A 215-nucleotide genomic window follows, 5' to 3' on the forward strand; every position below is an offset into this window, starting at 1 on the left:
ATAAGTGGTAAAAATAATATATACCAATGACTATAGGTATATCCTATAGTTTAGTTCAGGTTGCTAGAGAATCAAATCTGAAGAATGATATAATATATAAAAAATATAGATTTTTAGATAATAGAGAAAATAATATAGATTTAGATAATAAATTAGATTTAGATAAATTAAAACAATTATCAACATTACAATATAATATAAAAAATGTTAGATTA

Source organism: Candidatus Nanopusillus massiliensis (assembly GCF_920984865.1).